Below are 24,565 nucleotides of genomic sequence, written 5' to 3'. Positions count from 1 at the left end.
GCGGGAAGCGAAGGAGCGCAGTGCGGCCGCGGCAACGGCCGCCACCCCCGAAACTGTCGGGCTCTCCTTATGTGCAAAGGTAGAAAGTGCGGCCGGATGGCTGCCGTTTTTTTGCGGTGCCCCTTCCAGCCGGCCAATGCCGGCCGCGCCGCGTCTTATTCGGGTAGGTACACCGTAAAAACCGACCCTTCGCCCAGCTCGCTTGCCACGGCAACGCGGCCGCCGGCGTTTTCGGCAATTTTCTTCACCATGTATAGCCCGATGCCTGAGCCCTCCACATGGTCGTGCAGGCGCTGGAACATGGTAAACAATTGGCGGTCTTCGCGCAGGTCGAGGCCCAGGCCGTTGTCGTGCACCTGCAGGGCCACAAAGCCCGGCTCGGCCGGGCAGCAGCGCAGCCGCACGCGGGCGGGCCGGGCGGGGTCGTGATACTTGAAGGCGTTGCTGAGCAGGTTATAGACAATGGAGCGCAGGTTTTTTTCGGCCAGCACAATGGTCGCGCACTCCGTAATATCTACCTCCAGCTCGCCAGCCGCCGTCTGAATCAGGGGCTGCAGGTCCAGGCGCACATCCTCAATAAGCGAGGCCAGCGCCACCGGCGTGCGGGGCAGGACACTGTCCTTCTGCAGCTTCGAAATATCGGTCAGGTTCTCAATCGTACGCTTAAAGCGGTCCACCGAGTCCTGCATCATGCGTAGTACGGGCTCCACGGCACCCAGGCGCTGGTTGGCGGGCAGCTCTTGGTTCAGGGTTTCCAGCAGGCCTTCAATGTTGGTAATGGGCGAGCGAAGGTCGTGGGACGCGGTGTAAATGAAGTTGTCGAGGTCGGCGTTGATGCGGGTGAGCTGCTGATTATTGGCGCGCAGCTCCTGCCGGGTTTCCTCTACGCGGGCCATGGCCAGCTTCTGCTCGTGCATGTCGGTGTAGGTACCAATCCAGCGCACAATTTCACCCTGCTCATCGCGCCAAGGAAGAGCCCGGCCCAGCATCCAGCGGTAGTTGCCGGCCGCGTCGCGGATGCGGCATTCCAGCTCCAAGGCCTCGCCTCCCGCCAGCGCCTGCTTCCAGCTGCGCATTGCCTGCTCCAGGTCGTCGGGATGCAGCTGTGCTAGTATCAGGGTGGGCGTTACATGCTGTGGATCCTGGCCGGTGTAAGCAAACCAGCGCCGATTGAGGTAGGTGCTCTCGCCCTGTGGGTCGGCCGTCCAGGCAATGTGGGGGAGACCTTCCAGAATGCGGCTGGTTTCGGTGGCTTCCTTCGCCTTCGCCTGCAACTCCTGCTGCTGTAATCCCAGCAGCTCGTTCTGGGCCGCCACCCGCGCCCGGATAACGCTGATTTCGCGGCGCGCCGATACGTCGGTGGCAATAACGGCCAGCACCGGCGCTTCGGCCGAGCCCAGCACGTTCAGGGCCAGGGCCATGGGCCGCAGCCGGCCACCGGCCGTGAGCAGCGGCATTTCACCCCTGCTTTTCCCGTCCCAGCCGTTTGTCACCAGCTCCTGCCAGTACACCCGGAAATCATCGGGCACAAACTGGTCGAACGAGTTGCCCATCAGCGTTTCGAGCGGGGCTTCGAGCAGGCCCGCCAGACAGGCGTTGCAGTAGAGTACGGTGGCATCGGGCGAGAGCAGCAGCGCCCCTTCGTTCATCTGCTCAATCAGGGTACGGTAGCTCTGGTCGGCACCTTCGAGCGTGAAAATGCGCGGCCCCCCGGGCCCCTGCACGGCCAGCGCATCAATGCTGCCGGTGCGGATGGCCATCAGCAGCTCCTCGGCTTCGGAGAGCTGCTGGCGCAACTCTTCGTTTTCGCGGGCCAGCTGGGCGGGCGTTGGAGAGGTAGGGTCGGAATCGGCACGCATTGCCTGGAAGCTTAGCTGGGTTGAGCTGGTTGGGATTCGGGGTCAAGGTCAGGATCGGGGCCGAAGCCGGGGCCCAGGCCCAGCAGGCGCAACGCCCGCGGCAGGTCCGACAAGTCGCCCACCAGCCAGCGTTGCGGCTCGGGGCGTACTTTAATGAGCGTAGGCGCGGCAACAATGCGGGCCGTCTGGGCCAACTCGGGCTGTTGGTAGATGTCGATGATAGTCAGCTCGTAGCGCCCGGCCAGGTACTGCTCGCAGATGTCTTTGAGGTTGCGCACGGCCCGCATCGAGTTGGGCGTGGCACCGGTTATATAGAGTTCCAGTACATAATCGGGCGGGCGCGCATCGGTGGGGGGCCATTCTTGCATAATGGCGGACCTAGGAGGGGTCGAGGGCCCGCAGATCGAGGCCGACCAGCACCCGCTCGTGGTTGGACAGGTCGCCGATGACTTTGCGGATGGGCGCGGGCACTTTGCGTACCAGCGTCGGTATGGCCAGAATCTGGTCGCCCTCGGCCAGCTGCGGATGCTCCAGCAGGTCGATGATTTCCAGGCGGTAGCGCCCCTTCAGGTGCTTTTCGCAATAGGTTTTCAGGTTTGCCAGCGCCGTCATCGACTTTACCGTCTGCCCGGCCACGTACAACCGCAACTCCCACGTATCCTCGCTCATAGTTTTCTTTTTTGGATTTTGAGGGGTAGGAACCTGAGGCTGCTTACTGGCACCACGTCATCGTCCCTGACCTGCTAACAGCTACGCGCCCGAACCGTTGGGAGTAGCGGGCGGATGGGCCGAAAAAGTATGGCCCAGCTGCCGGCGCTCCTCAGCCATCGAATCGTGGCGCTGCTGCTCCTCCGAGTTAACCCGGCGCAGCTCCTCCTCCACCGACTCGAATTCGGTGCGCAGGTTGGCAATGGTGGCTTCCAGTACCCGGCGCTTGCGCTCCAGGTCCCGGTCGCGGCGCTCGGCTTCCTGCTCGGCGGCAATATACCGGGCCTGCTCCTGAATATGCTGGGCGAGGCGGCTAGCCCCGGTGATGATGCCGGTTGGGCCCACCAGTACGTCGAGCAGCCGGATACCCTTCTCGCTTACCTCAAACTCGCGCACCTGGTTGGAGTGAGCCATGCCCCGGGCCTTGAGGATGCTGATACCGCGGTTCCGTTCGCCCACGCCCTCCAGGTCGCGCACATGAATCCAGGTATCAACGAGCGAGGAAATGCCCTCGTCCGTTATTTCCTGCTGGGCCCGATTGCCGCTGACAAGGGCTGTAAACAGCGCGTTGATGCCCTGCACCTTCAAAAAGTCGACGAGCCGCGTGAGCATGCTGCTTACTTCCGAATGGCTGCCCACCGAGACAAGGTTGCTGATGGGGTCGATGATGACCGTCTGGGGCTTGAACTGCCCGATAATCCGATGAATCGTGACCAGGTGGCGCTCCAGGCCGTTGAGCGTGGGGCGGCTGGCTTCAATGCGCAGCAGCCCGCTTTCTACAAACGGCTGCAACTCGAGGCCCACCGTGGCCATGTTGCGCAGCAGCTGGGCCGGCGACTCTTCAAATACGAAAAACAGACACCGCTCGCCCCGACGGCAGGCTTCGAGGGCAAACGACGACGCCAGCGTGGTTTTGGCCGTGCCCGCCGTGCCCGTAACCAAGGTGCTGCTGCCCTGATAAAGCCCGCCGCGCCGGAACATACTATCCAGATCGGGCACCCCGGTCGATACCACCTCGTCGGACACCGTGTGCTCAAGCTTAAGCGACGTAACGGGCAGCACCGAAAGGCCATCTTCGGTGATGATGTAGGGGTACTCGTTGGTGCCGTGGGTACTGCCGCGGTACTTTACAATGCGCAGCCGCCGGGTAGTTATCTGGTCGATTACGCGGTTATCGAGCAGAATTACGCAGTCCGACACGTACTCTTCCAGGCCCTGGCGCGTAAGCGTGCCTTCGCCCCGCTCGGCCGTGATGACGGTGGTCACTCCTTTGTCTTTCAGCCAGCGAAACAGCCGGCGGATTTCCGAGCGCAACACGGCTTCGTTACTAAAGCCCGAAAACAACGACTCGATGGTGTCGAGCACCACGCGCTTGGCCCCGATGGTGTCGATGGCGTAACCCAGCCGGATAAACAGCCCTTCGAGGTCGTACTCGCCGGTTTCGTCGATTTCGGCCCGGTCGATGTGCACATGGTCGATGCGCAGCTTTTTATCGGCCACCAGCTGCGGCAGATCGAAGCCCAGTGAGGTTACGTTGGCCGACAGCTCGGCCGCCGTTTCTTCAAAGGCCATCAGTACGCCCGGCTCGTCGTAGTCGAGGATGCCGCGCACCAAAAACTCGATGCCCAGCAGCGTTTTACCGCAGCCCGCGCTGCCGCACACCAGCGTAGGCCGGCCCAGGGGCAGGCCGCCATCAGTTATTTCATCGAGCCCCTCGATGCCGGTGCGGGCCTTAGGCAACTGAGAAAACGGCGTAATACGCGGCAACGGTTGGTTTGACATAGGGCAAAGTTTGTCGCAAGATTACGGGGAAGCCGGTAAAATAGTTAGCGGATGGCCACGCGACGGAGTAGCCAGTCTACTGCAGTACTGGTTTAAAACAACGTCATGCTGAGCGTGTGGCTCCATTCGCCACATGCTCAGCATGACACTGACCTTCGCGCAGTTAAAGCTACCGGCTTACTACTTCGGCGAGGCGCAGGCGGGTCTGGATGGCGTCGGTGGCGGCTTCAAGGATATCGAAAGCGTTGTTGGCCATGGTGTTTTCCTGGTCGAGGGTGGGGTTGATTTCCACCATCTCGAAGCACACCACCCGGTCGTTTTCGAGCAGCACGCGGCACAGTCCGATGGCCTCCTCCACGTTCAGGCCGTCCTCAACGGGCGTGCCGGTGCCTTTGCTGAAGCGCGAATCCAGCGAGTCCACATCGAACGAGATGTACACCATATCGCAGAAGCGCAGGCGCTCATAAATTTCGCGGGCCACCTGTCGGATGCCCTTCTCGCGCACTTCATCGAGCTGGTAGTTTTTGATGCCCAGGCGCTCGATAATAGCGTTTTCCTCGGCCTCGGTGTCGCGCACTACCACATATACGAGGTGCTCGGGGGCCACTTTGGGGCCGGGCTCGCCCAAATCGCGCAGGCGCTGCCAGAAGAACTCGGTCTCGGCGGCGGGCTGGTTGCGCTGGCACTCGCGGTTGTCGTCGTTCAGGCTCAGGGCCAGCGGCATGCCGTGCATGTTGCCCGAGGGCGTGGTGTAGGGCGAGTGGATGTCGGCGTGGGCATCAACCCAGATGACGCCGAGCGTTTTCTGAGGGTAGGCGGCCTTGATGCCGGCAATGGTAGCCGAGGCGTTGCTATGGTCGCCGGCCAGCACCAGCAGGAACTCGCCCAGGCGCAGCGTTTGCTCCACGGTGCTGGCAATGCCCTTCTGCACCATGTAAATGGAGTCGATGTGGCGGGCGAAGGGGAAGTGATTTTTCTCGAACAGCACATGGTTCAGGTCGGGCACCTGCACCGAGTTGAACCGGCGGAAGTAATCGGAGCCCTTGTTGAGGCAGGCCACCTTCAGGGCGTCGATGCCCATACTGGCCCCCCGGGTTCCGGCCCCGAGTTCGGAGCGAACTTCCAGCAGCTTGATACGTCGCATATTACATTGGCAGAAAAGAGGTTAGGGTGGTTAAGTAAGCAGTGAGCAGGTAGTACCATGTAGTACCAACCAAGCAATACTTATCAAATGCTTGCCGATTGAGGGGACCAAAAATCCGCCCAGGCTTGACGCACACGGTCCTTCCGGCGCAACCAACGAACAAAGCACAACCAAAACCCCCGCGAGGGGGTATCTTTGCATCTGCAATTTAAGGCTTAGTTGATTGTGCTCTGTGCCCGGAGAAAATTTTTTCTCCAGCTGCCGCTCCCCTTTGCTTCGCGTCTTTTGTTCTGCTATAGTCTGTTTCCTGCCTAAGCATTAAGCTCCAGGCCCTAAGCTCCAAAAACCTCCAATGCCCTACATGGACACGTACCACGACCTGATTTCCCAGACGTTCGACTTCCCGACCGACGAGTTCAAGGTTGAGAATAATGAGTTGCGCTTCGAAGGCATCGATTTGATGGCCCTGGTAAAAAAGCACGGTACGCCGCTGCGGCTGGCCTACCTGCCCAAAATCAGCTCCCAGATTCAGCGGGCCCAGGAGTGGTTTCGGCGCGGCATCGAGCAAACGGGCTACCGCGGCAAGTACTCCTACGCTTACTGCACCAAGGCCTCGCACTTCAGCTTTGTAGTGGAGGAAGCTCTCAAAAACAACGTCCACATCGAAACCTCGTCGTGGTTTGATACCAACATCATCCGGGCCATGTACGCCAAGGGCCGGGTAACCAAGGACACCTACATCATCTGCAACGGCTTCAAAACCGAGGAGTACAAGCGCGAAGTTACCCGCCTCATCAACGACGGCTTCGGCAACTGCATGCCCATCCTCGACTCGCCTAATGAGGTGGACTACTACCACGACAACGTGCGCGAATCGTGCTGCCTGGGCATGCGCCTGGCTTCGGATGAGGAGCCGCGCTTCCAGTTCTACACCTCGCGCCTGGGCATCCGCTACGCCGATGCGCTGCCGCTCTACGAAAGCAAAATCAAGGACGATCCGCGCTTCGAGCTGAAGATGCTGCATTACTTCATCAACACCGGCATCAAGGACACCTCCTACTACTGGTCGGAGCTGAGCCGGTTTGTGCACCAGTACTGCGAGATGCGCAAGGTGTGCCCCACGCTCACCACCATCGACATCGGCGGCGGCCTGCCCATTCAGACGTCCATTCAAAAGGAGTACGACTACCCGTACATGATTGAGGAGGTACTGCGCACCATCAAGCGCATCTGCACCGACGAAGGCGTGCCGGAGCCCGACGTGTTCACCGAGTTCGGCATCTTCACGGTGGGCGAATCCGGCGCTACCATCTACTCGATTCTGGACGAAAAGCTGCAGAACGACAAGGAGCTTTGGTACATGATTGACGGCTCGTTCATCACCAACCTGCCCGACACCTGGGCCCTGAACCAGCGTTTCATCATGCTGGCCATCAACGGCTGGGACAAGAAATACAAGAAAATCCAGCTCGGCGGCCTCACCTGCGACTCGCAGGACTACTACAACTCCGAGAAGCACATCTACCAAGTGTTTCTGCCCGAGCGCAAGCCCGCCATCGACGCTGAGCCGCTGTATGTGGGCTTCTTCCACACAGGCGCCTACCAGGAAAGCCTCTCGGGCTACGGCGGCGTAAAGCACTGCCTGATTCCGGCCCCCAAAATCGTGATTCTTGACCGCGACGCTGACGGCAACCTCACCGACCGGGTGTTTGCCGAGGAGCAGACCGGCGAGTCGATGCTCCGGATTCTGGGCTATCAGGTATAGCGGCGCGGGGCTTGTCCCTCCCCTACCCAGCCCAAAAGCGGGAGTCCCAGGCCGGGGCTCCCGCTTTTTTTGGGCCTCCGCAAGGCCTACGGCCACAGCGTTGGCCGGGTAGTTGCAAGGCGGGTTTCAGACGGTTATCTTTATGGCCGATATCTTCTTTGGGCGGTGCCCCTACCTCTGTTTTCACGCATGAAAAAAATCCTACTCCTTGCCTGTGTAGCCGGCCTCGGCCTCGGTTCCTGCAACAAAAAGGCCAACTGCCCGGCTTACAGCGGCATCAAGGATGCCAACCGGCTCTCGTCGCCCGTAATGGCCCAGGGTCCGGCTGCCGCCGCCGACCGTCAGTAGTCGCCACTGCACCCCGCCGCAATGCAAAACGCCTTCCCGTTCCGGGAGGGCGTTTTGCATTGCGGCGGGGCCGGTTCTTTCGGCAGGCAGGGCAATCTGGGGGCAGCCGAATCGTTGGGAGGCAGCAGGCGTTATGCATGCTACCCCACCCTTCACCACCCACCGATTGTTTCTCATGAAAAAGCTGCTGTTTTTCGGGATTTTGCTGTCCCTCGGAGCCGTTTCCTGCCGCACGCAGTGTCCTGCCTATAGCTCTACCACACCCACTTTGCACCAGGCTACTCCGGCAGCATCCATGTTGGCCAGCACATCCATCAGCACCAGCCAGCCGTAATTCCCAATGCCTCAACTACCCGCCCGGCCGCTGGATTCTGGGGCTGCAGAAAGCCGGCGGCCAGTTGCGTTACAGTGGCTTACCGGCCGTTTGTCAGCGCTGTGTCGGCGGCCAGGATGAAATCGGTGGCAGTGGGCAGGTCGGCGGTGCGCGGGGTGTAGCCGGCCGGCTCGTCGGAGCCCACCAGCAGGCCGCGCACGCCCACTTTTTCGGCAGCCGCTATGTCACGGAGCCGGTCGCCCACCAGCCAGCAGCGGGCCGCATCGAGCCCGAAACGCGCCAACGCCTGCTCCAGCATCAGCGAATCGGGCTTGCGGCGCAGGCTCTCCGACACGCTGGGGTGGCCGGGCGCGAAGTACAGGGCATCAATAAGGCCACCCACGGCCTGCTGCAGCTTGGCATGGCAGGCCTGCACATCGGCCGCGGTGTAGAGGCCGCGGGCAATGCCGGCCTGGTTGGTTACCACAATCAGGTGGTAACCCGCAGCCTTTAGCCGGGCCAGACTCTCGGCCACGCCCGGCAACACCTCAAAACGGCTCGGCTCCCACACATACGTCCCGATTTCGCGATTAAGCACTCCGTCGCGGTCAAGAAAAATGGCTTTGTTCATGAGGTTGTTATGCTGATGCGTGGGCAAAGATAGGGGCGTGTTTTCTCGAACGGCGGCGCACCACAGGCGCTGGTGCTGGTCGAACGAGCCGCTCCTGCGGCCACGCTGGCGGGGGCTCGTTGTTCACCCCGCCAAGTAGGGCCGTATCTTTGCCCGGGTATCGGTATAGCGGCACACCAAAAAATCAGCACATCAAAAATGGCTATTGCAATTATCGGCGGGGGTATTTCGGGCCTTACACTGGCCTGGGGGCTGCAGCGGGCGGGTATTGACTATGACCTGTTTGAGGCCAGTGCGCGGCCGGGCGGCACCATCTGCTCGGAACAGCACGGTGGCTACCTGCTCGAAGTGGGGCCCAACTCGTTACAGCTCTCCGACGAGTTGGCGGACCTATTCAGCGAGTTGGGACTGAACGATAAAATAGAGGATGCGGCCGCCGTGAGCCAGAACCGCTATGTGCTGCGCGGCGGGGCCTACCAGCCCCTGCCCGGTACGCCCCCAGGCCTGCTCACCAGCAAGTTTTTCAGCCTGAAAGGCCGCTACAACATTGTGCGGGAGCTATTTCGGAAGCCGGCCCCCATCGATGAGCTCGAAACGCTGAGCGCGTTTTTCACCCGCCGTTTCGGCCCTGAAGTAGTCGAGTACGCGCTCAACCCCTTCATTTCGGGCATCTATGCCGGCGACCCTTCGCAGCTGCTGCTACATAAAACCTTCCCGCAGCTGGCCACCCTGGAGCAGCAGCACGGCTCGGTGCTGCGCGGGCTGATGCAGGGCAAGAGCAAGGCGGGCCGCCGCCGCGTGGTGTCGCTGGCCGGGGGCCTGCAGACGCTGCCCGCCATGCTGGCAGCCAAGCTGCGCCGCGCCCATTTCGGGCAGGCCGCCACCCGCCTGCACCGCCACGACGACGATGGCCGCTGGGAGCTGGAAACCACCGCAGGCCCCGCGCCGCGCCTGTACAAGCACGTGGTGCTGGCCCTGCCCACCTACGCGGCCGCGCCGCTGCTAGCCGAGCAATTTCCGGAGCAGGCCGCCGCGCTGGCCGCCGTGTACTACCCGCCCATGGCCGCCGTGTATACCGCCTACCAGCGCGCCGATGTGGGCCACCCGCTCAATGGTTTCGGGGCCCTGCACCCCAAGGCCGAGCAGCCCTACGCCGCCGGCAGCATCTGGACCAGCTCATTGTTTGCCAACCGAGCCCCGGCCGGACAGGTGCTGTTCACCACGTTTGTGGGCGGCACCCAGTACGAGCCGCAGGCCCTGGAGCCGGCCGCCGAGCAGTTGGCGGCCGTGCACACCGAGCTCAGCCGCTTTTATGGCCTGAAAGCGGGCGCCGCGCCGGTCTGGCAGCACCGCTACTTCTGGCCCCGCGCCATTCCGCAGTTCGATGCCCGCATTGTGCCCGCCCACACCGCCGCCGATGCCCTGCAGGCCCAGGGCCTGTACGCTACGGCCAACTGGCGTGCGGGCGCCGGCGTGCCCGACTGCGTGCGCCACGCCCGCCAACTGGCCGCCACGCTGGCCGCGGCCCGGTAGGCCGGCAGGGCAGCCCGGCAGCCCGGCACAAGGTCAGAAATGATGGCGCGGCGGCGTAGTACCGGGATTTTTCGGCCCCAAATCGACTAAAAGACAATAAGCGCATAAACTCTATATTCGCTGGACCCGAAGGCCACAGCGCGGTTATTTGGCCTGCGACACGCAACCCGCTGCTGACCGGGCGCATCTTTCGGACAGCCTACCGGCTTTTGCCCCAGCAGTTGCGCCGTCGGAATCCGTATTTCTATTTGGCGGCCCCGCTCCTCGCGCAAAATTTTACCTTTACGGCAATGACTGACGGCCTCGTTCTGATACCAACTTACAACGAGCGGGAAAACGCGGAATTGATTATCCGTAAAGTTTTCTCGCTGCCCCAGCCGTTCGACGTGCTCATCATTGACGATGGCTCGCCCGACGGTACGGCTACCATTGTGCGCGAGATGATGGCGGAGTTTCCGGATCGGCTGTTTTTGGAAGAGCGCAGCGGTAAAATGGGGCTGGGCACGGCCTACCTGCACGGCTTCCGCTGGGCGCTGGCCCGTGGCTACCAGTACGTGTTCGAAATGGACGCCGATTTCTCGCACAACCCCGAGGACCTGATGCGCCTCTACGACGCCTGCGCCACTCAGGGCTACGACCTGGCCATCGGCTCGCGCTACATTGAGGGGGTTAATGTGGTCAACTGGCCCATGAACCGGGTATTGATGTCGTACTTCGCCTCGGCCTATGTGCGGTTGATTACGCGCATGCCCATTATGGACGCTACGGCCGGCTTTAAGTGCTACACGGCCCCGGTACTACGGGTAATTATGCGCGAGCGAATCCGGTTTGTAGGCTACGCTTTCCAGATTGAGATGAAGTGGCTGGCCCACAAGTATGGCTTTCGTCTCAAGGAGGTGCCGATTGTATTCACCGACCGCACCCGGGGCACTTCTAAAATGAGTAAAGGTATCTTCAAAGAAGCCTTTTTTGGCGTGGTGCAGATGAAAATCAGCAGTCTGTTTCGCCGCTTCGACCGCACTGCCGAGGCTTCGCCTACCGACACTACCCACCGCACCGGCCCGCTTACAGCCGCCACGGCCGGCCCTACCGATTCGGAAACGCACTAGAAAACGGCCTAACCGTTATACCCCGGCCCTTCCTTTTGGCGGCGGCCGCGTATCTTGCCGCTAATGGAAATTTCCCCTCTGTTCTGGATCGGCTTCAACGTAGTTGTGCTGGCCCTGCTGTTGCTCGACCTGCTGGTTTTCAACCGCAAAGACCACGTTGTGAGCATGCGCGAGGCGCTGAGCTGGAGCGCTTTCTGGATTGCGCTTTCGCTGAGCTTCAACTACTTGGTCTATCAGTGGTTGGGTAAAGCTGCGGCCCTGGAGTTTCTCACGGGCTACCTCATCGAAAAGTCGCTGAGCGTAGACAACCTGTTCGTATTCCTGCTGATTTTCACCTATTTCAAGGTACCGGCGCAGTACCAGCACAAAATCCTGTTCTGGGGAATTATTGGGGCACTGGTGCTGCGCGGCATGTTTATTCTGGTGGGTGCGGCGCTGCTGGCCAAGTTCCATTTTCTTATGTATGTGCTCGGGGCCTTCCTCGTGTACACGGGCATCAAAATGGCTACCAGTGGCTCCGAGCCCGAAATAGACCCCGACAACAACCCGATAGTCAAGTTCCTGAGTCGCCATTTGCCCATCACCAGCCAGCTACACGGCGGTAATTTTTTCGTGCGCAAAGACGGCGTACTGTTCGCCACGCCCCTGCTGGTGGTTTTAGTGATGGTGGAAACCACCGATGTCATTTTCGCCGCCGACTCCATCCCGGCTATTCTGGCCGTCTCGCGCGACACGTTCATTGTGTACACCAGCAACGTGTTTGCGCTACTTGGCCTACGGGCGCTGTACTTCGCCCTCGAAGGCCTCATGCGCCTGTTTCATTACCTGCACTATGGCCTGGCGCTTATCCTGGTGTTCATCGGTGGTAAGCTGCTCGCAGAAGGATTCGACCTGCATATCTCGATGGGCTGGTCGCTGGGCACGGTTGGGCTTATTCTAGTCATGTCGGTAATTCTGTCATTGCTTTTCCCGAAACCTGTCATAGAGAAAAGCGAGGTGGCAGGCGAGTAACTGTACCCCGGTTTAGCCCTAATGGGGAGGCGTGTCCGTAGCCAATCAACGATTCAATTAGCCCGGGTTGGAGACCATTGGTTTAACCGAATACAGCGAACCTGTTTAGGAAGTGTCTGCTATTTAAATGAACGTCATGCTGAGCTTGTCGAAGCATCTCTACTGCCTCGTTGAACGCCCCACTACAAAGCAGTAGAGATGCTTCGACAAGCTCAGCATGACGTTCTAGTTGACTTCCTAAACAGCTTCAGCCCTAAAGGCGCGACATATCGGTAGCAGCATCGTACACAAGAACATCAAAAGCCCCAGTGGGTCGACACCAATCGTTCAACGATTGGTGTCGACCCACTGGGGCTTTTAGCGCAGCTTACATGCTTTTCAACAGTGGTCGATGTAGGGGCGGGGCTTTTCCCCGCCCGCCGTTAAACGATTATCGCCAGACGGCGGGCGAGGACAAGCCCCGCCCCTACATCGACCTCCCCGGCTTGAATTAGCTGAAAGACGGCTACTTCTGCGCGTGCCGCTGGGGCTCAACCGCGGCAGGACTACACACCGGATTAAACGCACATTAACGCCTGCTTGCTACTCCGGCTTCGGCGGAACAGCAGGCGCGATTGGCACCTCCTGGCTGGGTGGCACATCGGTGCCGAGCAAGTCAAGCAGGTCGATGGGTTCGTCGAATCGGGTCGAGTCGGGGGCCAGAAACAGGCGGGTGGTGTCGGGGCGGGCGCTGAAGTTCATGGCCCGCAGGCCACTGCCGCTAAAGCTTACGCCACCGACGCTTTCAGACTCGCTTTCCGAAATGTAGCCGCGCCGGGCCATGAGTTGGGCAATCAGGCGGCGGAAATAGCGCGATGAACCGCGCAGGTCGCCGTACTGGTTGAAGCCAGCCCGGAAGCGCTTCGGACTCGGGATAATGCTGGCCAGATACAGGCTTTCTGACAGATTGAGGTTGGCCGGCGACTTGTCGAAGTAAAAATCGGCTGCTTCATGCACGCCGTAAATCCGCGGGCCCCACTCGATGATGTTCAGGTACACTTCCAGCATCCGTTGCTTGCTGGCCAGCCGGGTGTTCTCAATAATCCAGACGATGAGCGCCTCCTCGACCTTGCGCACAATGGTTTTCTTGCGGGTCAGGAATACGTTTTTCACCAGCTGCATCGAGAGGGTGCTGCCGCCACGGGCGAATCGCCGCTCCTTCAGGTTCTGGATGGCCGACTTCACAAAGGCCTTCTCCATGAACCCGCGGTGAGTCATGAAGCGTGGGTCTTCGGCCGTCATGATGGCGTACTTCAGGTAGTCAGAAACCTGGTTGTAAGGGGTGAATTCGGGGTTTTCGGGACCTACCTTAAACACTTTCACCGAGTCACCCTTGTCGTTGTAGGCCGTGTAGAGGAACGATTCGTTGAGCTTGTTGAGGTTTTCGCGGCCGAAGCGAGTGATGCGAAACTTAGTAGCCCGCAGGCTCGAATCGAACTCCAGGCTATCTACCTGGTTCATGTCGAGGGCGGCGTGCAGCTTGTACTGCAGCGTGCCCTCGGCACGGGTGCCTTCCAGGGTTTCAAACATGCCCTCGGGCAGGGCCTCGAAAAAGTCGTTGGCCTTGGTTTCAGATGACTCTACATCCAGGTTCACCACCATGCCGGCCAGTGCCTGGCTGCGGCTGGTCAGGCCGTTGATGTTCTTGCCGATAACCCGCTCGGGCACCGGCCGGCGGCGTACGCTCAGCTCCGGAAAGAACTCCATGCGGTTGAGCAGCACCCGCGTGCCTTTCTCGAGTGCAAACGACGCCTGTCCCAGCCGGGTCACGAAATCGATGCCCCCGCGTGGGAAGCGCACATCCTGATCGGACAGTTTGGGGTGATTAACGATGAAATTGACGGCCGAAGCCGTGCCGGTAAGCGTCAGCTCATCGCGCCGGAAGGTCTTGTCGGAGAGGCTCACGCGAATGGTATCGAACTGCACCCGGGCGCCGTAGCGACGCTGCACAAAAGGCAGCACCACCGGCCGCTTATCGAGGCCGAATACCTGGGCATCCACCTCGTAGCTGCCGGCGTCGATAGAACCAGTAACGCCTACCCGGTTTTCCACCGAGTCAATCAGGGCTGTCATCTCGCCCGAAATTTCACCGCTCTTGATGGCCAGCCGCGGCATTACGAGGCGGGCGCGGTGGCGCGGGCCGTCGTAGGTGATGAAAAACTCGCGAAAATCGGCCTCGTCGGGCACGTTATCGAAGGTAGCTTCGAGGAGTTGATTGGCCAACAGGCCGTAATTAGTGCCCTTGGTTGTGTCGCGGACCACAGTGGGCGCGCCCTTTTTCTTCTTGTAGAGGAAAGAGTAGTTATCTGTTCCGTTGGCGGTCTGGCGGGCCGTGAGGCGCACCGTATCAATTTCGAGGTTGCTGAATACGGGCCGGCCGGCAAACAGGCTGCGTACGCTGAGCGAGGCGCGCACGGTGCGGGCGCGTAGCAGCGTATCGGTGAGCGGAGCTGTGGGCACTACACTGATACCGCGCAGCTCTACCGTATTCAGGTCTGTAAATCGGGCCGGACCCAGCGTGAGCGTTACCGGGAATTTAGCTTCGACCTTGGCCTTCACCCGTACCAGGGCTGCTTCGAGCAGCTGCTGGCGCTTAACCAGAAACAGGCCCAAACCAGCCAGCAGCAGCACCGCCAGGATGCCCAGGCCGATGCCAATTCTTTTCTTAATGACGGGAGTGATGTGCACGAATCGGGGAGAAAGCGAAAGGCCAGAGCCGGGCGAGCCAGCATCGGGCCGAACCCGCCACCGGCCAAGTAGCTTATGCGGCAAAGGTAGCAAAAAGCCCTGCGCCCTGAGTGCGTAAATGAACGAAAACTCCCGTTATCAGTAATCCGGCGTCCGCTATGGGAAGGGCCCGCCGGAAACGCTTACCGGGTGGCATCCCCATGCAAGTTGTTGGCGTTGCGGACGCCGGATTACGGATGACAGTATATTTGCCTGCGAACTCACTCCTTCCCTCCTTGCTGATGCCTGACACCGCCACCCTCACGCCGCTTACCGCCGTTTCTCCCCTCGATGGCCGCTACCACCGCCAGACGGCCCCGCTGACAGCCTATTTTTCGGAGCTGGCCCTGATTCGGTACCGCGTGCTGGTGGAAGTGGAGTATTTTATTGCCCTGGCCGAGCTGCCGCTGCCGCAGCTGGCGGGCGTAGATGCGGCTTCATTTGGGCCATTGCGGGCTATTTACACCGATTTCACCGCCACCGATGCCGAGGCCGTGAAGGCCCATGAGCGCGTAACCAACCACGATGTGAAGGCCGTGGAGTACTTTTTGCGCGACAGGTTCTCGGCGTTGGGGCTGGGCGAGTTTGTGGAGTTTATCCATTTCGGCCTCACCTCGCAGGATATTAACAACACTGCTATTCCGCTGAGCCTGCAGCATGCGCTGCTGCACACGCTGCTGCCCGGCTACGCCGCCGTGCGCAACCAGCTGGCCGCCCGCGCCCAGGAGTGGGCCGCTGTACCCATGCTAGCGCGCACCCACGGCCAGCCGGCCTCGCCCACCCGCCTGGGTAAGGAAATCGAGGTGTTCGTGGCCCGGCTCGATGCCCAGGTGGAGCTGCTGGGCCAAGTGCCGTTTGGGGCCAAGTTCGGCGGCGCTACTGGCAACTTCAACGCCCACCACGTAGCCTACCCCAACCTCGACTGGCACCAGTTTGCCCAACAGTTTGTGGAGGGCCGGCTGGGCCTCAAGCGCAGCCACCCCACCACCCAGATTGAGCACTACGACCACCTGGCGGCCCTCTGCGACGGCCTCAAACGGCTCAACACCATTCTCATCGACCTGGCCCGCGACGTGTGGCAGTACATTGCCATGGGCTACTTCCGCCAGACGGTGAAGGCCGGCGAGGTGGGCTCCTCGGCCATGCCGCACAAGGTGAACCCCATCGATTTTGAAAACGCCGAGGGCAACCTGGGCCTGGCCAACGCCGTGCTCGAACACCTCTCAGCCAAGCTCCCGATTTCGCGGCTCCAGCGCGACCTCACCGACTCGACGGTGCTGCGCAACCTGGGCGTGCCGCTGGGCCACACGCTCATCGCCCTCGCGGCTTTGCAGCGCGGCCTGGGCAAACTGGCCCTCGACGAAGCCGCCCTGCACCGCGACCTGGAGGCCAACTGGGCCGTGGTGGCCGAGGCGCTGCAAACAATATTGCGCCGCGAAGCCTACCCCGACCCCTACAACGCCCTCAAAGCCCTCACCCGCACCGGCGAAGCTATTTCGCAGGAAACCATCCGCGAGTTCGTGGACGGTTTGGATGTGAGCGACGCCGTGAAGCAGGAGCTGCGCGCCATCACGCCACAGAACTACGTGGGCATGTAACGCCGGGTGTCATTTCCCGCGCAAGTGCGCAAGTTCGCAGTGTGCTGACTAGTTTTCCTAACCTAACGGCCGGATATTCTTTCAACCTCCGCCGCACCTACCGCTATGTACCGCTGCAATAAAGCCAGCCAGCAATTGCAGAAAACCACTATTTACGCCCAGGAACACCAGACGATAATGGCTCAACTCAACGGCATCACCGTACATCCCGACTGCCACCATTTCCGGGGCGACCTGCCTTGCCGGCCCAACAAAACCGACGGCTACACCTGCGCCGATTGCCCGGTGTACGCGCCCGTTACGAGCCGGATTCTGATCATCAAGCTCGGGGCCATCGGCGACGTAATCCGGACGACACCGCTGCTGCGGCGGCTGCGGCAGGAGCGCCCCGGCTGCTTCATCACTTGGCTCACGCTCACGCCCGCCATCCTGCCCCAGCACGAGATTGAGGAAATCCTGAAGTTCGATTTTGCCAGCGCCCTGCAGCTACAGGCCCGCGAGTTCGATGTCGTTATCAACCTCGACAAGGAAAAGGAAGCCTGCGCACTATTGAACACCATTGTCGCCCACGAGAAGTTCGGCTACGCGCTACGCCCCGCCGATGGCGTGCCGTGGCCGGTGAACGAGCTGGCCAGCCACAAGTATCTCACCGGCGTGTTCGACCAGCTCAGCCTGGCCAACACCAAGCCTTACGTACAGGAGATTTTCGAGCTCTGCGGCTTCGATTTCCGGGGCGAGGAGTACGTATTCGACACCCACGATGACAAAGGCTACGACTGGAGCCAGCTACCCGCCGGCCCTTCCCCCCGCATCGGCCTGAACACCGGCTGCGGCGACCGATGGACGACGCGCTTGTGGAGCACCGCAAAGTGGACCGCACTAATCACGAAGCTGCAAGCGGCCGGCTATGCGCCCGTGCTGCTGGGCGGCGAGGCTGAAGACGCCCGCAACTGTGAGTTGAACCAAGCTACCGGCGCAGCCTACCTCGGTACGTTTCCGCTGCCCCAGTTCATCAACCTCATGCACCAGATGCACGGTATCGTGACGCAGGTAACGATGGGCATGCACATCAGCATCGCCCTCGGCAAGCCTACCATTTTGATGAACAACATCTTCAACCCCTACGAATTCGACCTCTACGGCCGCGGCCAAATCGTGCAGCCGGATAAGCAGTGCGTCTGCTTTTACCGCGGTACCTGCAAGCTGGGAGGCCCGGGCTGCATGGAGGATTTACCAGCCGAAAAGGTGTTCGAGGCCGTGCTGGAGAGTGTGCCGATGTAAACTGTCAGCTTCTAGTTGAGAGTTTACAGTTAATTCAAGGCTACTTCCTTTAGCGCCTCCACCATCACCTCCCACGAAAAATCCTTGCGCTTCGCCTCCACCCCAGCCATAAACTCTACCTCCCGCTGCTGGGCGTAGAAATCAACCAGCGCGTCGGCAATGGCGCGGGGCGTGGGCGGCACCACGTAGCCCACTTCCCCGTCCGGAATCAGCTCGGCCAGGCCGCCGACATCGGTTACCAGCATGGGGCGGCCGAAGTGGTAGGCAATCTGTGAAACGCCGCTTTGGGTGGCGTTTTTGTAGGGCTGCACTACCATATCGGCGGCGCAGAAGTAGTCGGCTACCTGCTCGTTGGGGATGAAGTCGGTGGCCCGGATGAGGCGGTTTTCTAGGTTATGCTGCTTGATGAGGGCCTCGTAAGGTGCGGCTTCCTCATAGTACTCGCCGGCAATTATCAGCTTCACTGGCAATTTGGCCAGCCGCTCGTCGGCGAAGGCTTCGAGCAAAATGTCGAGGCCCTTGTAGGCGCGGATAAAGCCAAAGAACAGCAGGTAGCCAAACACCGGGTCGAGGTGGAGGGCAGCTAAGGCGTTGGTTTTGGGTTTGGTGGGGCCGAAATTATCGTAGAGCGGGTGCGGGCGGTAGAGGGCCGGCTGGCGGAAGTGCAGGCGGCGCAAATCGGCCAGCACGGCGCGGCTCATCGTCACGAAGCCGTGGCAGGCACTCAGGAAGTAGCGCGTCAGCGGCCGGTCGCCGGGGCGCTTTTCGTGTGGAATCACGTTGTCGGTGATGGCTACCACGCGGGTGTGGCCATTGCGGCGCACCAGGCGGGCCACGGTGCCCAGCGCCGGCCCCATAAACGGTAGCCAGAACCGAAAAATCACCAAATCGGGCTTTTCACGGCGCAGCTTCTCCCCTACTTTCCACCACGAAAGCGGGTTCACCGAGTTCAGACTGACCTCAATATCCAGGCCCTCGGGCGCAGGGCCGGTACTGAACTGGGTCTGGCCTGGAAACAGGAACTCAGGGTATTGCAGCGAAAACGTCACGAGCCGCACCTCGTCGCCGGCCTCCCGGAAGGCGTGGGCCAGCCGCTCGTTATACGTCGCCAATCCTCCCCGCAACGGATACGCCGGCCCAATAATTACGACGCGCATGGTGCTGGATAACTAGGTGATGGAATAACAGCAGTTGTCATCCTGAGCGAAGCGAAGGACCTGCGCAGAAGCTGACTTCAAAAGAGAGTAGCTTCTACGCGGGTCCTTCGCTTCGCTCAGGATGACAATGCTTCGTAGTCTTTACTTTAGATTCAGCCGCTCCTTTACCAGATAGTCGTTCCGGTTGTCGCCGTTGAGCTGTACCATTTCAGCTAGGAAACCGGCCAGAAAGAGCTGCACACCTACTATCACGGCTACCAAGGCCAGGAAGAACAGGGGCTGATCGGTCACGGAGCGGGTAGCCACGTTCTGCCAGGAGTGCCAGACTTTGTCTATCATCAGCCCGAGCGCAATCAGCATACCGAGCAGGAAGGAAACCGAACCCATTGCCCCGAAAAAGTGCATCGGCCGCCGCCGGAACCGGCTTACAAACGTGATGCTCATCAGGTCGAGGAAGCCGTAGACAAACCGCTCCAGCCCGAACTTGGTGGTACCATACTTGCGCTCCTGGTGCTGCACCACCTTCTCGCCGATGCGCCGAAAACCGGCCCATTTGGCAATAACGGGAATGTAGCGGTGCATTTCACCGTACACCTCGATGCTTTTCACCACCCGGCTGTCATAGGCTTTAAGCCCGCAGTTGAAATCGTGCAGACTGATGCCCGAAATCCAGCGCGTAACGCCGTTGAACAGCTTGGTAGGAATGGTTTTGCTGAGAGGGTCGAATCGTTTTTTCTTCCAGCCGCTCACCAGGTCGAGGCCGTCCTCGGTAATCATGCGGTAGAGTTCGGGCAGTTCCTCGGGCGAATCCTGCAGGTCGGCATCCATGGTGCACACCACCCGGCCAGTCGTTTCCTTGAAGCCCACGTTGAGGGCCGCCGACTTGCCGTAGTTGCGGTTGAAACGGATACCCCGCAGGTGCGTGTTGGCCGTGGCCAGTTCCTCAATCACGTCCCAGGAGTCGTCAGTCGAGCCATCATCAATAAGAATGACCTCGTAGGTAAGCCCGTGCTGAGCCAACACGCGGTGAATCCAGCGCGTTAGCTCAGGCAGGGACTCGGCTTCGTTGAGCAGCGGAATAACGATGGACAGCTCCACCGGAAAGTGCTGCGGCAGGCGCTTACTCAAACTCAGGGCGTTTGTTTTTGGTGAAGGCGGAAATAACAAGGGCCAGTAGGAAGGCAAAAAAAGCAGTTGCCAGAATAGCCCAGAAGATGCTCAAAGGTCCGGTAGGCATCATTTTCGACGTCCACTCCATCGCCTGGTCAATCTGCTCTTCACTGAGCTTACCGTCAGCTTCCATTTTCGCCCGGGCTGCAGCCACTGTCCGCTGCGCATACTCTGTGTCAATAAAATTGACATATATATAGTTGAAGATGCCACTCAGTACACCTATAACGGCACCGGTAACAGTTGCAATGCCCAAGCCTTGCCCGTAGCTCATAAAGCCACCGGAAGCCTTCTTGTAGAATTTATGCGCTAACACAATTCCGGCAATCAAAATGGCAAACGTCAGCAGGCCCATGACAGGCATTTGCTCTAGGTCGGCCGCCTTCAGGATCAGGGAATAGATAACGGTTACGATGCCCGTCAGCAGGCCGTACCGAATACCAACAGAAACGGGGGTAACAGCAGGAGTAGTGGTGTTTTCCATGAGCAAAAGGGGGAAGAGAGTGAATGAATGCGGGAAGGTATATTATTTCCGCAAGCTTACATATTCAGTGTAAGCTCCTGATAAAGAGTCCATCCCAACGGAGTGTCAGGACCGGGTAACCAATCTGGTAACTACGCTGCCACGGCAAGGTCGTCCAAATCCGCGGCAATCAGCTGGCGTACCACGCAGGCGGGCCGGCTGATTGCCTCGGGAATGGGCGCGTTGCTGTCCCGCCACAGGCCCCGTACAACGGGCCGGGCGGGCTCGGGAAGCGGCTCAAGTACCAGGGAGTCGTATTGGCTACCCACCGGCTTTCCCAGTAGTAGGCTGATGTGCTGCAAGCTGGTGCGCTGCGACTCCTGCAACTCGGCAATGATGACTGATAGTTTCTTGCTCTCGTTCTGGCAGTGGGCCAACTGCGCCCGCAAGCCGTCTGCTTCTTTTATCAACCCGTCGATAAATTCGCGGGCCGTAGTGGGCGCCGGGGCGCCGCGGCGGGTACCGTCATCCTCGCCAAAGTCCGCCCCGAGCGCCGCGGCAAGCCCGCCGCGGGGAACGACCGTGGCCCCCATCGGCCCGACGTCGCCGCCGGGCAGGAAGGGGCCCTTGGGCGCGGCTGCGAGCTGGCGGCCCTGCAGCGTCTCCACCGCCACGCCCAACGCCGCGGCAATCTTGAGTAGCGTGCCGCGGCGGGGCCGGGCCGTGATGCCAGTTTCTATTTCGTTTAGGGAGGGGCGGGAAATTCCTGCCGCATCGGCCAGCTCCGCTTGCGTAAGCCCGGCCGCATCCCGCAACCGGCGCAATCGGTCACCTATTGATTCGGTGTTTGCCATCTTTTTGTTATCTTATTAGTTGTGTTTGTTATCCTGCTTTGTTACCTTTGGTGTGTTCCCGGCCCTACAAAGCATATGCCGGGTTGGGCACAAAGGTACATTTGTTAACAAATAAACCAAATAAACTAACAAAGTATGGAACGAAAAACCAAAATCACCCCGCAAGAGAAGCTGGCCTACCACGGCCGGCTCGCCGCCCTGGTGCTGCCAGCCCGCTACGTGGACCAGGTGCTGCAGGCGCTGCCAGGCAAAGCTGTTACCCGCATCCGCAATGCCCGCAAGGGCATTGTGCAGGATATGGAAGTGCTGCAGGCGCTGGAGCGGCTCAGCAACGAGGAGCGCGGGCGTCGGGCCGGGGCCGCGTATTTGCAACCTGCCAGCGCGTAGGCTATGAAAACGATACCCAACCGCACTATTTACCGATGTGACCACTGCAGTAAGTATCGCCTGACAAAAGCCGCGGCCGAGCGCCACGAACTATTCTGTCGCCATAACCCGCGTAATCAGCACCGCTGCTTTGGCTGCCAGTTTCTGGCCGTGGAACGCTACGCTGTGGGTGTGGGCCGCACTGGGGCGCTTGTCGAATCAGGCCACCAGCATTTTACGTGCGCTAAGACGGGGCAGGATATGTACACCTACGTAGTCGAGCGCCGCCGGATGCTCGGCAAACTGGAGCCGGGCCTTGTTCGAATGCCTACTGAATGCTCCATGTACGAGCCGGAGCATTTTGATTTCTCTCAGCACCCTGAAAACCCCGTATTTTAATGGAAGCTCTGCAGATTACCCTAGCCAACGGCGACGTAACCGCCCCCGAGAAATTGCGCCACTACTTCGAAGCCGTGTTCGCTGCCGAGGATAGCGGGGAAGAATTTGCCGTGCGCCTTAGTAGCGTGTGGCGCATCGGCTACGGCCGCAAGGCGGATGCCGTGGCTGCGCTTCGAAAGAGCTTCGTTGAAGGCGTTGACTTTGAGGTTTTACGGCAACTTCCTGAAAACCCTACCGGCGGCCGGCCCGAAGAAGTTTACTCGCTCACCACCTCCTGCCTTGAATACTTTGTGGTACGGGCCAACCGGGAAGTGTTCGACGTGTACCGCAACTGCCGCAAGGCCGTCAAGAATCTACTACGCGGCAGCCTGCCGGACTTCTCCGACCCTGTTGCTTCGGCCCGCGCCTGGGCTGATGCCGAGGAAAGCAAGCAGCTGGCTCTCGCGCAAGCCAGCCAGGCCGTTGCCCAGCTGGAGCGGGCCCGCCCGAAGATTGAATTTGCCGACGCCGTAGCTATTGCCGCCAACTCGGTGCCGATGGGTGCCGCCGCCAAACACCTGAAACTGCCCGGCATTGGCCGCAACAAGCTGTTTCGAATGTTACGCGCTGATAAGGTGTTGCAGGCCAACAATGAGCCGTATCAGCATCATGTAGATGCCGGGCTATTCGAAGTACAGACCCAGCACTACAAGGCCGGCGAGAAAGGGCAGCGTATTGTAGGTACTACCCGCGTAACAGGAAAAGGGCTCCAGTGGCTCACAAAGAGATATAAACAGGCGGCCTGATATTTTTTTGCCCTCTTTTGTTGTGTTTGTTATCTTATTCACTTGCATTTGATAACAAATACACTACCTTTATAACACTACTAACACAACACCCCCACCACCCCCGCCCCTGGGGCCGCCTAGTGCGGCGCATCGGTAGCGGGGGCAACGAAAAAGCCCGGCTCCGCTCAGAACGGACACCGGGCTATCACAAACCACTTACCACCAAGATACGATGAAAGCCAAGAAAACCCACCTCATCACCCCCGAAAAGCCCGTGCTGGTGCTGCGCGTCTGCGCCGCCGACATGAGCGCCTATAATGGTTTCATCTGGCCGGTATCCGGGCCCGTTGCCGCCCCCGATTGGCTAGACAGCGCCGAATGCGGCAACGGCCTGCATGGCTGGCTGTGGGGCGAAGGCGACCACTCGGTGGCCACTATCCGCGAAGATTCCAAATGGCTCGTGGTGAAAGTTGCCGCCTACGTGGAACTACAGGGTAAGGTGAAGTACCCCCAGGGCGAGGTGGTCTGCTGTGGTGACCGGCTAGAGGCTACGGCCTATTTGGCTGCTAACGGAGGGCAGGGCCGCGCCATTATTGGTGGCACCGCCACGGCCGGGGACCGTGGCACCGCAACGGCCGGGTACCGTGGCACCGCAACGGCCGGGTACGCTGGCACCGCCACGGCCGGGTACGCTGGCACCGCCACGGCCGGGGACGCTGGCACCGCCACGGCCGGGGACGCTGGCACCGCAACGGCCGGGTACCGTGGCACCGCCACGGCCGGGGAGGATGGCACCGCCACGGCCGGGTACGCTGGCACCGCCACGGCCGGGAACCGTGGCACCGCAACGGCCGGGGAGGATGGCACCGCAACGGCCGGGGACGCTGGCACCGCCACGGCCGGGGACGCTGGCACCGCAACGGCCGGGAACCGTGGCACCGCAACGGCCGGGGAGGATGGATCAATTTTCATCAAACGCTGGAACGGTAAACGCTACAGGTTTCACATGGCCAACGTGAGCGAAAACGGCATCAAGCCCAACGTCGCTTACAAACTCGATGAAGCCGGAAACTTCATCGAAGCCTAATCCGCCCCCGCCCCGGCAACGCCTGCCGGGGCTACCCCCACCGCCCCGGCCGCTGCTGCGGGGGCTAATGAAACGGAAGTGATGACACCGCCTGAAATCGAAGGGCTCAACCCCGGCCGCTGCCTGACAGACTACTTCTGCTGTCTGATGCTTGACCCGCTCGAAAACGCTGACTGCAAACGGGCTCACTACCGCCGGATAAAAGATGAGGTAATGAAATGCGAAGAATGGCTGGATGAGGTTTCCACGGCCCGCACTTTCAACATCATCACTAATGACCTAGTGGACAGCCTAGAAGCTGATATAAAAAAGTGGCGGCAGGCAATCAAGCTCTATGTCGCCCGCCCCTAACAACCCACACACCCCCACAAAAAAAGCCGGCAGCCCCGCTCGAACGAGGCTGCCGGCACTAACGAAACAACAGATGAGACACGAAGATACGAAGATTCTCCAG

At 60.4% G+C, this 24,565-nt stretch carries 23 protein-coding genes; 12 read left to right on the top strand and 11 right to left on the bottom strand.

The window, feature by feature from the left end:
* Positions 1–155 precede the first annotated feature (155 nt).
* The 5 genes from HW554_RS08360 to HW554_RS08340 all read right to left on the bottom strand — a co-directional run bounded on the left by HW554_RS08360 (position 156) and on the right by HW554_RS08340 (position 5,493).
* Entirely contained in the window at positions 156–1,859 is a 1,704-nt protein-coding gene (locus tag HW554_RS08360; protein ID WP_176908130.1) for a sensor histidine kinase, read from the bottom strand.
* A gap of 11 nt (positions 1,860–1,870) precedes the next feature.
* Entirely contained in the window at positions 1,871–2,227 is a 357-nt protein-coding gene (locus HW554_RS08355) for a circadian clock KaiB family protein (protein ID WP_176908129.1), read from the bottom strand.
* A gap of 10 nt (positions 2,228–2,237) precedes the next feature.
* Positions 2,238–2,528, bottom strand: a complete 291-nt coding sequence (locus tag HW554_RS08350; RefSeq protein WP_176908128.1) for a circadian clock KaiB family protein — start codon at positions 2,526–2,528, stop codon at positions 2,238–2,240.
* A gap of 81 nt (positions 2,529–2,609) precedes the next feature.
* Entirely contained in the window at positions 2,610–4,349 is a 1,740-nt protein-coding gene (gene kaiC, locus HW554_RS08345; RefSeq protein ID WP_176908127.1) for a circadian clock protein KaiC, read from the bottom strand.
* A gap of 169 nt (positions 4,350–4,518) precedes the next feature.
* Positions 4,519–5,493: an arginase gene (locus HW554_RS08340; protein ID WP_176908126.1), complete on the bottom strand. Its 975-nt coding sequence runs from the start codon at positions 5,491–5,493 to the stop codon at positions 4,519–4,521.
* A gap of 361 nt (positions 5,494–5,854) precedes the next feature.
* Between HW554_RS08340 and HW554_RS08335 the strand changes: the two genes are divergently transcribed.
* Both HW554_RS08335 and HW554_RS08330 read left to right on the top strand, forming a co-directional pair.
* Positions 5,855–7,258 (top strand): type III PLP-dependent enzyme domain-containing protein, encoded by a 1,404-nt coding sequence (locus HW554_RS08335; protein ID WP_176908206.1) that lies wholly within the window; start codon positions 5,855–5,857, stop codon positions 7,256–7,258.
* 189 nt (positions 7,259–7,447) lie between these two features.
* A complete protein-coding gene (locus HW554_RS08330) occupies positions 7,448–7,606 on the top strand; it encodes a hypothetical protein (RefSeq protein ID WP_176908125.1) in 159 nt (52 codons plus the stop codon).
* Positions 7,607–8,019: 413 nt separating this feature from the next.
* Here the strand turns inward: HW554_RS08330 and HW554_RS08325 are convergent, their stop codons facing one another.
* Positions 8,020–8,550, bottom strand: a complete 531-nt coding sequence (locus HW554_RS08325) for a D-glycero-alpha-D-manno-heptose-1,7-bisphosphate 7-phosphatase (protein ID WP_176908124.1) — start codon at positions 8,548–8,550, stop codon at positions 8,020–8,022.
* Positions 8,551–8,748: 198 nt separating this feature from the next.
* Here HW554_RS08325 and hemG point away from each other — a divergent pair, with 198 nt between their 5' ends.
* From hemG to HW554_RS08310, 3 genes are all read left to right on the top strand, one after another.
* Complete coding sequence (hemG, locus tag HW554_RS08320) at positions 8,749–10,083, top strand: protoporphyrinogen oxidase (RefSeq protein WP_176908123.1); 1,335 nt, start codon at positions 8,749–8,751, stop codon at positions 10,081–10,083.
* A gap of 290 nt (positions 10,084–10,373) precedes the next feature.
* A complete protein-coding gene (locus HW554_RS08315) occupies positions 10,374–11,192 on the top strand; it encodes a polyprenol monophosphomannose synthase (RefSeq protein ID WP_176908122.1) in 819 nt (272 codons plus the stop codon).
* 63 nt (positions 11,193–11,255) lie between these two features.
* Positions 11,256–12,203, top strand: coding sequence for a TerC family protein (locus HW554_RS08310; RefSeq protein ID WP_176908121.1), 948 nt, complete (start codon positions 11,256–11,258; stop codon positions 12,201–12,203).
* Between the two features lie 582 nt (positions 12,204–12,785).
* Here the strand turns inward: HW554_RS08310 and HW554_RS20960 are convergent.
* Positions 12,786–14,930: a transglycosylase domain-containing protein gene (locus HW554_RS20960; RefSeq protein WP_176908120.1), complete on the bottom strand. Its 2,145-nt coding sequence runs from the start codon at positions 14,928–14,930 to the stop codon at positions 12,786–12,788.
* A 281-nt stretch (positions 14,931–15,211) separates the two neighbouring features.
* Between HW554_RS20960 and purB the strand changes: the two genes are divergently transcribed.
* Positions 15,212–16,567 (top strand): adenylosuccinate lyase, encoded by a 1,356-nt coding sequence (gene purB, locus HW554_RS08300; RefSeq protein WP_176908119.1) that lies wholly within the window; start codon positions 15,212–15,214, stop codon positions 16,565–16,567.
* Between the two features lie 105 nt (positions 16,568–16,672).
* On the top strand, positions 16,673–17,848 hold the full coding sequence (locus tag HW554_RS08295) for a glycosyltransferase family 9 protein (RefSeq protein WP_176908118.1): 1,176 nt from the start codon (positions 16,673–16,675) through the stop codon (positions 17,846–17,848).
* Between the two features lie 29 nt (positions 17,849–17,877).
* Here HW554_RS08295 and HW554_RS08290 read toward each other — a convergent pair whose 3' ends face one another.
* From HW554_RS08290 to HW554_RS08275, 4 genes are all read right to left on the bottom strand, one after another.
* Positions 17,878–19,005 (bottom strand): glycosyltransferase, encoded by a 1,128-nt coding sequence (locus HW554_RS08290; protein WP_176908117.1) that lies wholly within the window; start codon positions 19,003–19,005, stop codon positions 17,878–17,880.
* Between the two features lie 141 nt (positions 19,006–19,146).
* Entirely contained in the window at positions 19,147–20,133 is a 987-nt protein-coding gene (locus HW554_RS08285; protein WP_176908116.1) for a glycosyltransferase family 2 protein, read from the bottom strand.
* Positions 20,126–20,659, bottom strand: a complete 534-nt coding sequence (locus HW554_RS08280) for a DUF4199 domain-containing protein (RefSeq protein ID WP_176908115.1) — start codon at positions 20,657–20,659, stop codon at positions 20,126–20,128. The genes HW554_RS08285 and HW554_RS08280 overlap by 8 nt, the downstream gene beginning before the upstream one ends.
* 131 nt (positions 20,660–20,790) lie before the next feature.
* A complete protein-coding gene (locus HW554_RS08275) occupies positions 20,791–21,492 on the bottom strand; it encodes a helix-turn-helix transcriptional regulator (RefSeq protein ID WP_176908114.1) in 702 nt (233 codons plus the stop codon).
* A 135-nt stretch (positions 21,493–21,627) separates the two neighbouring features.
* Between HW554_RS08275 and HW554_RS08270 the strand changes: the two genes are divergently transcribed.
* The 5 genes from HW554_RS08270 to HW554_RS08250 all read left to right on the top strand — a co-directional run bounded on the left by HW554_RS08270 (position 21,628) and on the right by HW554_RS08250 (position 24,462).
* The gene (locus HW554_RS08270) at positions 21,628–21,879 is read left to right on the top strand and encodes a hypothetical protein (RefSeq protein ID WP_176908113.1); all 252 of its coding nucleotides are present in this window, start codon (positions 21,628–21,630) and stop codon (positions 21,877–21,879) included.
* A 3-nt stretch (positions 21,880–21,882) separates the two neighbouring features.
* Positions 21,883–22,257 (top strand): hypothetical protein, encoded by a 375-nt coding sequence (locus HW554_RS08265; RefSeq protein ID WP_176908112.1) that lies wholly within the window; start codon positions 21,883–21,885, stop codon positions 22,255–22,257.
* On the top strand, positions 22,257–23,042 hold the full coding sequence (locus HW554_RS08260; protein ID WP_176908111.1) for a phage antirepressor KilAC domain-containing protein: 786 nt from the start codon (positions 22,257–22,259) through the stop codon (positions 23,040–23,042). Before HW554_RS08265 ends, HW554_RS08260 begins: the two co-directional genes overlap by 1 nt.
* A 214-nt stretch (positions 23,043–23,256) precedes the next feature.
* On the top strand, positions 23,257–24,111 hold the full coding sequence (locus tag HW554_RS20635) for a DUF7666 domain-containing protein (RefSeq protein ID WP_246285158.1): 855 nt from the start codon (positions 23,257–23,259) through the stop codon (positions 24,109–24,111).
* 147 nt (positions 24,112–24,258) lie between these two features.
* Positions 24,259–24,462, top strand: coding sequence for a hypothetical protein (locus tag HW554_RS08250; RefSeq protein WP_176908110.1), 204 nt, complete (start codon positions 24,259–24,261; stop codon positions 24,460–24,462).
* The last annotated feature ends 103 nt before the right edge of the window (positions 24,463–24,565 follow it).

The organism is Hymenobacter lapidiphilus, from assembly GCF_013377885.1.
Taxonomy (GTDB): Bacteria; Bacteroidota; Bacteroidia; order Cytophagales; family Hymenobacteraceae; genus Hymenobacter; species Hymenobacter lapidiphilus.
The sequence above is the reverse complement of the archived record's forward strand: the minus strand, read 5'-3'. Positions and strand labels throughout refer to the sequence as shown.

What these genes read in the sequence shown, in the direction of transcription:
- HW554_RS08360 (WP_176908130.1), bottom strand. Translation starts at nt 1,859, where the DNA reads ATGCGTGCCGATTCCGACCCTACCTCTCCAACGCCCGCCCAGCTGGCC.
- HW554_RS08355 (WP_176908129.1), bottom strand. Translation starts at nt 2,227, where the DNA reads ATGCAAGAATGGCCCCCCACCGATGCGCGCCCGCCCGATTATGTACTG.
- HW554_RS08350 (WP_176908128.1), bottom strand. Translation starts at nt 2,528, where the DNA reads ATGAGCGAGGATACGTGGGAGTTGCGGTTGTACGTGGCCGGGCAGACG.
- kaiC (WP_176908127.1), bottom strand. Translation starts at nt 4,349, where the DNA reads ATGTCAAACCAACCGTTGCCGCGTATTACGCCGTTTTCTCAGTTGCCT.
- HW554_RS08340 (WP_176908126.1), bottom strand. Translation starts at nt 5,493, where the DNA reads ATGCGACGTATCAAGCTGCTGGAAGTTCGCTCCGAACTCGGGGCCGGA.
- HW554_RS08335 (WP_176908206.1), top strand. Translation starts at nt 5,855, where the DNA reads ATGGACACGTACCACGACCTGATTTCCCAGACGTTCGACTTCCCGACC.
- HW554_RS08330 (WP_176908125.1), top strand. Translation starts at nt 7,448, where the DNA reads ATGAAAAAAATCCTACTCCTTGCCTGTGTAGCCGGCCTCGGCCTCGGT.
- HW554_RS08325 (WP_176908124.1), bottom strand. Translation starts at nt 8,550, where the DNA reads ATGAACAAAGCCATTTTTCTTGACCGCGACGGAGTGCTTAATCGCGAA.
- hemG (WP_176908123.1), top strand. Translation starts at nt 8,749, where the DNA reads ATGGCTATTGCAATTATCGGCGGGGGTATTTCGGGCCTTACACTGGCC.
- HW554_RS08315 (WP_176908122.1), top strand. Translation starts at nt 10,374, where the DNA reads ATGACTGACGGCCTCGTTCTGATACCAACTTACAACGAGCGGGAAAAC.
- HW554_RS08310 (WP_176908121.1), top strand. Translation starts at nt 11,256, where the DNA reads ATGGAAATTTCCCCTCTGTTCTGGATCGGCTTCAACGTAGTTGTGCTG.
- purB (WP_176908119.1), top strand. Translation starts at nt 15,212, where the DNA reads ATGCCTGACACCGCCACCCTCACGCCGCTTACCGCCGTTTCTCCCCTC.
- HW554_RS08295 (WP_176908118.1), top strand. Translation starts at nt 16,673, where the DNA reads ATGTACCGCTGCAATAAAGCCAGCCAGCAATTGCAGAAAACCACTATT.
- HW554_RS08290 (WP_176908117.1), bottom strand. Translation starts at nt 19,005, where the DNA reads ATGCGCGTCGTAATTATTGGGCCGGCGTATCCGTTGCGGGGAGGATTG.
- HW554_RS08280 (WP_176908115.1), bottom strand. Translation starts at nt 20,659, where the DNA reads ATGGAAAACACCACTACTCCTGCTGTTACCCCCGTTTCTGTTGGTATT.
- HW554_RS08275 (WP_176908114.1), bottom strand. Translation starts at nt 21,492, where the DNA reads ATGGCAAACACCGAATCAATAGGTGACCGATTGCGCCGGTTGCGGGAT.
- HW554_RS08270 (WP_176908113.1), top strand. Translation starts at nt 21,628, where the DNA reads ATGGAACGAAAAACCAAAATCACCCCGCAAGAGAAGCTGGCCTACCAC.
- HW554_RS08265 (WP_176908112.1), top strand. Translation starts at nt 21,883, where the DNA reads ATGAAAACGATACCCAACCGCACTATTTACCGATGTGACCACTGCAGT.
- HW554_RS08260 (WP_176908111.1), top strand. Translation starts at nt 22,257, where the DNA reads ATGGAAGCTCTGCAGATTACCCTAGCCAACGGCGACGTAACCGCCCCC.
- HW554_RS20635 (WP_246285158.1), top strand. Translation starts at nt 23,257, where the DNA reads ATGAAAGCCAAGAAAACCCACCTCATCACCCCCGAAAAGCCCGTGCTG.
- HW554_RS08250 (WP_176908110.1), top strand. Translation starts at nt 24,259, where the DNA reads ATGCTTGACCCGCTCGAAAACGCTGACTGCAAACGGGCTCACTACCGC.